This is a genomic window from Microcoleus sp. F4-D5 (genome assembly GCF_036704885.1).
Taxonomy (GTDB): Bacteria; Cyanobacteriota; Cyanobacteriia; order Cyanobacteriales; family Microcoleaceae; genus Microcoleus.
On record NZ_JAUBSX010000014.1, the window covers coordinates 107,213 to 116,147 of the forward strand.

Here is an 8,935-nt window from a genome sequence, read left to right on the forward strand (position 1 = left end):
AAACTCAGAGCCAAACGAGATTTAGCATAAATTTCAGTCTTAAGTGTAAGCCTCCATTGGCAAACAAGAACAGACAAAATTGCGATCGCCAAACGCATTATCTATTCGGCCCACCGCCGGCCAAAACTTATGTTCGCGAGTCCAAGGTGCCGGATAAGCCGCTTGCGCGCGAGTATAAGGACGATTCCACTCATCAACCATCAGAGATTCTGCTGTGTGCGGCGCATTTTTCAAAACGTTATTTTGCGCGTCAACATTGCCTTTTTCAATCTCCGCAATTTCAGATCGAATTGCAATCATCGCATCGCAAAAACGGTCTAATTCCTGCTTTGATTCGCTTTCCGTCGGTTCTACCATTACCGTACCTGCGACCGGCCAAGAAACCGTCGGCGCGTGATAGCCGTAATCCATCAACCGTTTAGCGATATCTTCGACTTCAATAGCCGCAGATTTTTTGAGCGATCGCAAATCCAGAATACACTCGTGCGCCACCAAACCAGCTTTCCCTTTGTACAAAACCGGATAATAAGATTGTAACCGCTGCGCCATGTAATTAGCATTAAGAATTGCTACTTTTGTTGCCTCAGTTAAACCCACTCCTCCCATCATCCGAATGTACATCCAAGAAATTGGCAAAATGCTAGCACTTCCCCAAGGCGCGGCGGAAACAGCACCAACTGATATTTGTTGACTGTTGACTGTTGACTGTTGACTGTTAAGAATAGAATGACTGGGCAAAAATTCTACTAAATGAGACATTACCCCAATCGGCCCCATACCCGGCCCGCCGCCGCCGTGGGGAATGCAGAAAGTTTTGTGCAAATTCAAGTGACAAACATCAGCACCAAAATCACCGGGGCGGCATAAACCAACTTGAGCATTCATATTTGCGCCGTCCATATAAACTTGTCCGCCGCAGTTGTGGACAATATCGCAAATCTCTTTAATTTCTTCCTCAAAAACGCCGTGCGTTGATGGATATGTTACCATCAAAGCCGCCAGTTCATTTTTGTGTTTCTCGGCTTTTTTCTGTAAATCCGCAACATCAATATTGCCCTGAGAATCGCACTCTACCGCAACTACTTTCATCCCCGCCATCACCGCGCTAGCCGGATTTGTACCGTGGGCTGACTGGGGAATCAAACAGATATTTCGGTGGGATTCGCCTCGGTGTTCGTGGTATTGGCGGATAACTAATAAACCCGCGTATTCGCCCTGAGAACCGGCGTTTGGCTGCAAAGAAATTCCCGCAAAACCTGTAATTTCTGCCAGCCACTGTTCTAGTTGCACGAACATCATTTGATATCCGCGAGTTTGATCGCGGGGTGCAAAGGGATGTATCTTGCCAAATTCCGCCCAAGTCACCGGCATCATCTCTGCTGTTGCATTCAATTTCATCGTGCAAGAACCCAAGGGAATCATCGATGTATTTAGCGATAAATCCTTGGCTTCTAAACGGTGCAAATAGCGCAAAAGTTCAGTTTCTGAATGGTAGCTGTTGAAAACTGGATGGGCGAGATAGCTGCTGGTGCGATCGCAAAAATCTGGTAAAGTCAAATATGAATTCAATGCGTCTGCATCCAGCGGAATGTTGAGAGCATTCTGCCCGTCAGCCCTGATATAATCCTTATCCCGTGCAAAAATTTTCCACAACTCTTGCACGTCTTCAGCGGTGACTGTTTCATCTAAAGTGATTCCCACTGTCGAATCATCAAACACTCGGAGATTAATTTGGCGAACTTTAGCAGCTTCTAGAAGTTCTGACAGCGGTTTGTCTCCCAATTCTACCCGCAAAGTATCGAAGAAAGGTTGAGAACCAATTTTGTATCCGAAACTTCTTAAACCGGATGCCAAAAGTGCTGTTAAACTCCTTACTTTCTCAGCAATGTCTTTCAGTCCAGACGGGCCGTGATAAACAGCATACATACTCGCCATCACTGCCAGCAAAACTTGAGCAGTACAAATATTGCTAGTTGCTTTTTCGCGGCGGATGTGCTGTTCGCGAGTTTGCAATGCCAAACGCAAAGCAGATTTGCCGTTGGCGTCTTTAGAAACGCCGACAATTCTACCGGGAACTTGCCGTTTAAACTCTTCTCGCGTGGCGAAATAGGCTGCGTGGGGCCCTCCGAATCCCATCGGCACTCCGAAGCGCTGAGTGCTTCCTACGGCTATATCCGCGCCGAATTCGCCGGGGGGTGTGAGCAAGCAAAGGCTCAAAATGTCGGCAGCAACTGTTACTAATGCGCCGACTTCGTGAGCCGATCGAATAAAATCCCTATAGTCGTAAATTGCCCCGTCTGTGGCGGGGTATTGCAGGAGAGCGCCGAAGATTGTACGATCGAACTCAAAGCTTTGATGGTCGCCGACAATTACCTCAATTCCCAGCGGCTTAGCGCGAGTTTGCACCACTTCCACAGTTTGAGGGTGGCAATCTTGGGAAACAAAAAACGCTTTTGCCCCCTTTTTGCTGGCGCCGTAACTCACCGCCATCGCTTCCGCCGCCGCTGTCCCTTCATCCAGCAAAGAAGCGTTGGCAATTTCCAAACCCGTGAGGTCAATTATCATGGTTTGGAAGTTCAGTAAAGCTTCCAATCGCCCTTGAGCAATTTCGGCTTGGTAGGGAGTGTAAGCTGTATACCAGCCGGGATTTTCTAGGATATTCCGCTGGATGACCGGGGGTGTAATGCAGTCGTGATATCCTGTGCCGATGTACGATCGAAATACCTGATTTTTTGCAGCAATTTCTTTCAATTCTGCCAAAGCGCTGTACTCGCTTTGCGCTTCGGGAAGTTGTAGAGGTCCACAAATGCGAATCGCCACAGGAACCGTTTTTTCAATCAACTCATCAAGGCTGGAAATCCCCAAAACATCTAGCATTTGCTGGATTTCGCTGGGTGTCGGGCCAATGTGCCGGCCCGCAAAACCATCGAGGGAAACAAGGTTTTGCTGCTGGTTGGGTTCAAGTTGAGGGCTGTAGAGTACCAAGGCGGATTCTCCTGAATAGACTTTTGCTTCTTTGTTTGTAACATTTTGCTAAGAAAACCAGGAAGATTTTCTGCGTCTATCAAAGTCCGACAGTCCGACAGGGGTTGAAACCGCTGTCTCATAGCTAAAGTCGTCTGAAGACGACTCAGGAAGATTTTCTGCCTCCATCAAAGTCCGACAGGGGTTGAAACCGCTGTCTCATAGCTAAAGTCGTCTGAAGACGACTGTAGATTAAAGTCGGTGGTTGAAACCGCTGTCGAGAGTCAAACGAAGTCTGCCGTAGCGGGCAAGCGAGATAAAGGCGGTATTTAAGCCGGATTTGGTATCAGTCGTCTTTAGTCGTCTTTAGACGACTTCTGCTATGAGCCCCGTGGGTTTCAACCCCTGGCGGATTGTGGAGGAATCAACGATCCCTATGCCCAAATTCCCACTCAAAACTCAAAACTACTCCGCTTCGGCGATCGTTTGGCGATATTTCTCGGCAGACATAGCGTCATCGACTTCGCTGGGATTGTCAACGCGCACTTTCACCAGCCACCCGTCGCCGTAGGGGTCATCCCCCACCATCTCAGGGTCCTCTACAATGGCATCGTTGCGTTCTACGACAGTGCCGGTAACGGGCGCTATCAAGGGTGAAACTGCTTTCACTGACTCAATTGAACCGAATTCCTCGTCCTTTTCCAGCTTTGTACCGACCTCTGGCAATTCCACAAATACGATATCACCTAATTGATTTGCGGCAAACTCAGTGATGCCGATCGTGGCTGTGTCGCCTTGGAGTAGGATGTATTCGTGGCTGTCTAGATATTTCAACTCATCTGGGTATTGTGCCATGTCTTTTCTCCCAATAAACAAAGTATCAAGTAAATCTTATTAAATTATTGGCCTTTCGTGATGGCTAACTGGAAAAAAAAAATATTAAACGCTTGCTTTTTGGAGAATTTTCTGTCAAACGACTGATGCGATCTATAATTTTTATTTACGCATTTCTGTGTTTTTACGGTTTCTTTTTTTCAGAACGGCTAATTTTTCAACCTCCCCCATCTAGTCAGAGTGATAGCAGGGAAGTTATCAAAGTTAGCTCAGCTAATGGCGTGAAAATTTCTGCTGTTCATTTTCCTAACCCGCAAGCTAAATATACCATACTTTACAGTCACGGAAATGCGGAAGACTTGGGCGCGATCTTGTGGCTGATCGGAGAGATTCGAGATAGCGGGTTTGCTGTGTTTGCCTATGATTATCAAGGTTACGGGACGAGTCAGGGAAAGCCTTCTGAGTATAATACTTATCGCGATATTGAGGCTGCTTACAATTATTTAACCCAACAGTTGGGAGTACCTGCACAGCAAATTATTCTTTACGGGCGTTCGGTAGGCGGTGGGCCGGCAATTGATTTGGCTTCCCGGCAAAAAGTCGGCGCTTTGGTGGTTGAAAGTTCCTTTGTTTCGGCTTTTCGGGTGTTGACGCGGATTCCGCTTTTACCCTTTGATAAGTTTGTGAATATTGATAAGATTGGCAAAGTTCGATCGCCTGTTTTGGTGATTCACGGTAAGGCTGATGAGGTGGTGCATTTTTGGCATGGAGAACAGTTGTTTGCAGCGGCGAAGCAGCCGAAATTAAATTTTTGGGTTGATGGGGCCGGTCATAATAATTTGATAGATGTGGCGGGCGATCGCTATGCTGCAACTTTGCGACAATTTGCTAAGCTAGTAGATGAGTCTTCTTGACCGCAATTATGAGCAACGGGCTAGAAGCCCGTTCCACAAGAACTCAATCAGTCCTGGATGCACTCCTACCAAAGAAACCGCAACGGGCTAGAAGCCCGTTCCACAACAACACCTACACTTATACCTTATTGTCAACCGTTGCTATGAGCAACGCCCTTAAATTAAGGCTTACCTACTTAATTTAACTGGGTCGATTGGGCGATCGATAAAATGGTTTTTTTACCACACTAGCCTGATAGTTTTTGCCGCGAATTTCGACTTCTAACTGCTGACCGATTTTAGCTAATTTTGAGGGAACAACCGCGAGGGCTACTGCCCGATTCAATGTAGGCGATAATGTACCGCTAGTAACTTCTCCTACTGTTTCGCCTTCAAATATTACCGGATAGCCGTGGCGCGCAATGTGCCGCCCCTGCATTTCTAACCCTACCAAGCGCTTCGATACTCCATTTGATTTCTGCTGTTCCAAAACCTCCCGCCCAATAAAATCGCCTTTGGTGTCCAGGTGAACAACCCAACCCAATCCCGCTTCTAAAGGCGTAGTATGGTAATCGATATCTTGACCGTAAAGTGCCATTGCTGCTTCTAGACGCAAAGTATCTCTCGCACCCAAACCGCAGGGTACAACGCCAGCAGTTAACAGTTTTTGCCAGAGTTCTTTTCCAACTTCGGCATCGACCATAATTTCAAATCCATCCTCTCCGGTGTAACCAGTTCTGGCGATAAAACTCGGCTGTCCCAACAGGTTTGTTTCTAGGTGGCCGAATGCCTTAATTGGTGCGAGGTTGTCTTCCACAAAAGGCTGGAGAAAACTAACAGCTTCTGGCCCTTGAATCGCGATTAAAACTTTGTTTTTGGAGATGTCTGCAAAACTAACTCCGCTCAATTCTAAATGGGCGGCAATCCAAGCTTTATCTCTGATGCGAGTGGCGGCGTTGACAATGATTACTGCCCGTTCTTCGCTAGTAGTGGCATCGGGTTCTTGGCAGTAGAAAATAATGTCGTCTAAGATGCAGCCTTTGGCATTTAGCAAGACTGTATATTGAGCTTGACCCGGTTGCAAGCGGCTCAAGTCTGAGGGTACTAAGGGTTGAAATTTTTCTCTTACTTGTTTCCCTCTCAAACCAAATTTTCCCATGTGGGAAATGTCGAACATTCCTGCTTGCTGGCGTACTGCTTGGTGTTCGCTGCTGATGCCTGCGTACTGCACCGCCATCTCCCATCCGGAAAAGGGAACCATCCGAGCTTTAAGTTCTAATGATAGGTCGTATAGAGGCGTGCGGGCAAGTTGGCTCGGCCTCTCTGGATTGCTGGGTTCAGTTGACTTGGCCACAGGTAGCGCTTTGGTTGCGGGTAGAATGTTTTGATTTTACCAAAAATTGAGTTCGCATTTTTGGACGATCGGCTTGGGGATAAATCGTCGATAAGTAAGCCCACCTGAAAAAACAGAATACCGATATTCCCGAGTTCTGTAAGAAGTCGAGGATCTAGCAGGTATCGCTGTTTAAGTTTTTTTAATGGAGAATAGCGGGCTCGAACCGCTGACCCCTACAATGCCATTGTAGTGCTCTACCAACTGAGCTAATTCCCCTTTCTTTTCGCGCTCTCAATCATCTCTTAACTGACCAATATTTGTCAAGCGTTTTTACAAAATTATTTTTGAGCCTTGGACTGGCAAGGCTTTGGGCTTTTTGTCAAAAAACATCTCCTCCCTTCTGGATCATCGTCAATCCCTACTATGATTTAGTAAGTGTGTTGGGATATTTCGGTTAAATGGCTCAAACAAGACCCCATGAGGAAGTAGACGACTACCAGAGCTGCTGCTGAGACAGCAACTAGAGTACCGGCTAGCATTAGTGAAAATTCCCGTTGCGCGATCGCCTCCTGAATCAAGTGCAAAGACCAAGCAACGAGGGCAACGTCAATTATTAAAATAGAAACCAGCATAAGTTACGATTTGTAACAGCTCACCTATTGTAACAAAACTTTTCGCTCCGTGCAGATAAGCTCAGGCGTATTTAACTTTTGCTCTAAAACCCGGAGGGAGCAGCGGAAAGCTAGTGAAAAAAAATGATAGCTTTTCTTAATAATTACAATATGCAAAGTAAATGAGAGCTAGCTCAACTTTAGAGGTGGCGTTTTTGGCTCTTGAGCAAGGGATTCCCTGCGGGATAGCTGCGCTTCACACGCTTTTTTGAGGGGTCAGGGTGCGATCGGCCTTCGAGTATAACTGATTTGATAGCAGTGCGATCGCACCCTGACCAGATGCAAATTTGGTAAAATAGGTGTACTTTTAATTAAAATAAAATGAACGGCTGTTGAGGATATAAACTATGTTAACCCAAACTCAAAAACTCTACTCGCCAGAGGAATATTTGGCACTAGAGGAAGTGGCCCAGTCCAAAAGTGAATATATTGATGGCGAGATAGTTCCTATGACTGGTGGTACTCCAAATCATAATGATATTGCGGGCAATTTTTATGCTCATTTAAAATTTGCTCTCAGGGGGCAAAACTATAAGGTTTTTATCGGTGACTTACGGTTGTCGATACCGCGCTATCATCTCTATACTTATCCCGATGTGATGGTGGTTAAAGGCGAACCCGTACTTTTAGACGATCGCACAGATACAATAATTAATCCTTTGATGATAGTTGAAGTTTTGTCAAAAAGTACGAAAAATTACGATCAAGGGGATAAGTTTGATTATTATCGATCGATTCCTGAGTTTCGAGAATACATTTTAATCGATCAGTATAAATTTTATGTCGAGCAGTTTGTCAAGACTTCGGAAAATAAGTGGCTTTTAAGTGAATACGAATCGGCAGATGAAGTGTTGGCTTTGTCTTCCCTGCCGTTTCAAGTTCAATTGGGCGAAATTTATGAAGGGATTAGATTTGAAACGAGTGCAGGTAGTTAGGATTTAACCACCGCTTTTTTGCTGTAAAATTAACTCTATCGCCTTTTCAACTTTATGACAAATCGCTCTACTCGCGCCCTGTTTCACAGCAAAACACTCAACACCGCTTTGCGTGCTTTTAGCTTCCCGCAAGATATGGAAGTGCGCCGCCAAAAATTGGGAAGGTGGATTGATGCACTTAAAACGGGAAAGCTTCCGATCGCGCCACCAACTGACTCAATTCGTGCCGAAGTAGAACCAATTGTCAGCCGTTTAATTGAAATTGCCAAAACTAATCAAGAAACTCACCGAGATGTCTTGCACTGGCTGTAAATAACTTATTTAATTGATAAAGTCGGACAAAAACTAGAAGATATTTCTGCCCTTTCTTTTGCTGAATTAGTAGCAGAAATCAGAAAGCGAATACCGCAAACTAAATCCTCCAATCCTCTCGGCGTTGCGGGCCTAAAAGCAGTCCGCGAAACTTATAATGAATATGCACCGGCCATTCAATCTCGCAAAGCTGAGGCGTTGAGACTCGAACACCGTTTATCCGACTTAGTTAATCAAGCTTACGGATTAACACCGGAAGAAATAGATTTGATGTGGAAAACAGCACCTCCGCGAATGCCGATTAGGAGATAGATTTGATATAATATTAGAGCGGTTTTTGTCTTCGTCTGGAATGTTAGGATAACAATTTTTGCCGACAAATTATGCAATTTGTGCGGAATTTAAAAGTTAATTCTTGACCTTTGAGGTTGCCTTCTGTGATGGTGAAGTTGACTTTTGAGGTAATTTTTAATCTGCTGTCGTCTTGCTTCTCCACTTAGCAAGGGGGGGCTGGGGGGGTAAAACACCTAATGCTCTCAGCGATTTAATCCCATCTACAATCACATCTAGAACCCCATCCAAATGGCTCTCCTGAGTTTATGGTGTAAAATGTACCTAATAATACATTTACCGTTTTGAGCTTCCATCTAGACTATCTATTAGCCTTGCCTGGAGTCAGGGTTGAAACTTGTACTCAAGTTGAGGGACAAATTTTCTTGGGACTGAGCATTTTATCAGAAGGAATTGTTTGTCATCATTGTAGCAATCATACTAAAAAACTGCATCAAAATCGACCAATTTTAGTAAGAGATTTGTCTGTTTTTGGTTTTCCTGTATGTCTAAAAATCCCACGACGGCAGTTTTAGTGTCCTAACTTACTCAACGGTATCCCACAGAAAAATTAGATTGTTTGGACGTTAAAAGACGGCATACTCAACGAGACAAACAAAATATTTATGAGCGTGTTAAACAATCGAGCATGGAGCAAAT

Annotated in this window: 8 protein-coding genes and 1 tRNA gene; 4 read left to right on the top strand and 5 right to left on the bottom strand. The window is 45.1% G+C overall.

Annotated features, from left to right (window positions below):
- Positions 1-39 precede the first annotated feature (39 nt).
- Both gcvP and gcvH read right to left on the bottom strand, forming a co-directional pair.
- Complete coding sequence (gcvP, locus tag QUA80_RS09595; protein WP_333423584.1) at positions 40-2,985, bottom strand: aminomethyl-transferring glycine dehydrogenase; 2,946 nt, start codon at positions 2,983-2,985, stop codon at positions 40-42.
- A 444-nt stretch (positions 2,986-3,429) separates the two neighbouring features.
- Positions 3,430-3,819: a glycine cleavage system protein GcvH gene (gcvH, locus tag QUA80_RS09600; protein WP_333423586.1), complete on the bottom strand. Its 390-nt coding sequence runs from the start codon at positions 3,817-3,819 to the stop codon at positions 3,430-3,432.
- Positions 3,820-3,944: 125 nt separating this feature from the next.
- Between gcvH and QUA80_RS09605 the strand changes: the two genes are divergently transcribed.
- Positions 3,945-4,712 carry an alpha/beta hydrolase gene (locus QUA80_RS09605; RefSeq protein ID WP_333423588.1) on the top strand — a complete coding sequence of 256 codons (768 nt, stop codon included), beginning with the start codon at positions 3,945-3,947 and terminating at the stop codon, positions 4,710-4,712.
- Between the two features lie 181 nt (positions 4,713-4,893).
- Here the strand turns inward: QUA80_RS09605 and gcvT are convergent, their stop codons facing one another.
- The 3 genes from gcvT to QUA80_RS09620 form a co-directional block, all read right to left on the bottom strand.
- The gene (gene gcvT / locus QUA80_RS09610) at positions 4,894-6,045 is read right to left on the bottom strand and encodes a glycine cleavage system aminomethyltransferase GcvT (protein WP_333423590.1); all 1,152 of its coding nucleotides are present in this window, start codon (positions 6,043-6,045) and stop codon (positions 4,894-4,896) included.
- A 185-nt stretch (positions 6,046-6,230) separates the two neighbouring features.
- Positions 6,231-6,303, bottom strand: a tRNA-Ala gene (locus QUA80_RS09615).
- A 152-nt stretch (positions 6,304-6,455) separates the two neighbouring features.
- Positions 6,456-6,659 carry a hypothetical protein gene (locus QUA80_RS09620; protein ID WP_333423592.1) on the bottom strand — a complete coding sequence of 68 codons (204 nt, stop codon included), beginning with the start codon at positions 6,657-6,659 and terminating at the stop codon, positions 6,456-6,458.
- A 386-nt stretch (positions 6,660-7,045) separates the two neighbouring features.
- Here QUA80_RS09620 and QUA80_RS09625 point away from each other — a divergent pair, with 386 nt between their 5' ends.
- The 3 genes from QUA80_RS09625 (at position 7,046) to QUA80_RS33760 (ending at position 8,811) form a co-directional block, all read left to right on the top strand.
- Positions 7,046-7,633: a Uma2 family endonuclease gene (locus tag QUA80_RS09625; protein WP_333423593.1), complete on the top strand. Its 588-nt coding sequence runs from the start codon at positions 7,046-7,048 to the stop codon at positions 7,631-7,633.
- Between the two features lie 54 nt (positions 7,634-7,687).
- Positions 7,688-7,945 carry a hypothetical protein gene (locus QUA80_RS09630; protein WP_333423596.1) on the top strand — a complete coding sequence of 86 codons (258 nt, stop codon included), beginning with the start codon at positions 7,688-7,690 and terminating at the stop codon, positions 7,943-7,945.
- Between the two features lie 716 nt (positions 7,946-8,661).
- Positions 8,662-8,811, top strand: a complete 150-nt coding sequence (locus QUA80_RS33760; protein ID WP_445302225.1) for a transposase family protein — start codon at positions 8,662-8,664, stop codon at positions 8,809-8,811.
- Positions 8,812-8,935 lie beyond the last annotated feature (124 nt).

Bases quoted from the DNA above. Each gene is read 5' to 3' on its own strand.
- gcvH (WP_333423586.1), bottom strand. From the start codon at position 3,819: ATGGCACAATACCCAGATGAGTTGAAATATCTAGACAGCCACGAATAC.
- QUA80_RS09605 (WP_333423588.1), top strand. From the start codon at position 3,945: ATGCGATCTATAATTTTTATTTACGCATTTCTGTGTTTTTACGGTTTC.
- QUA80_RS09620 (WP_333423592.1), bottom strand. From the start codon at position 6,659: ATGCTGGTTTCTATTTTAATAATTGACGTTGCCCTCGTTGCTTGGTCT.
- QUA80_RS09625 (WP_333423593.1), top strand. From the start codon at position 7,046: ATGTTAACCCAAACTCAAAAACTCTACTCGCCAGAGGAATATTTGGCA.
- QUA80_RS09630 (WP_333423596.1), top strand. From the start codon at position 7,688: ATGACAAATCGCTCTACTCGCGCCCTGTTTCACAGCAAAACACTCAAC.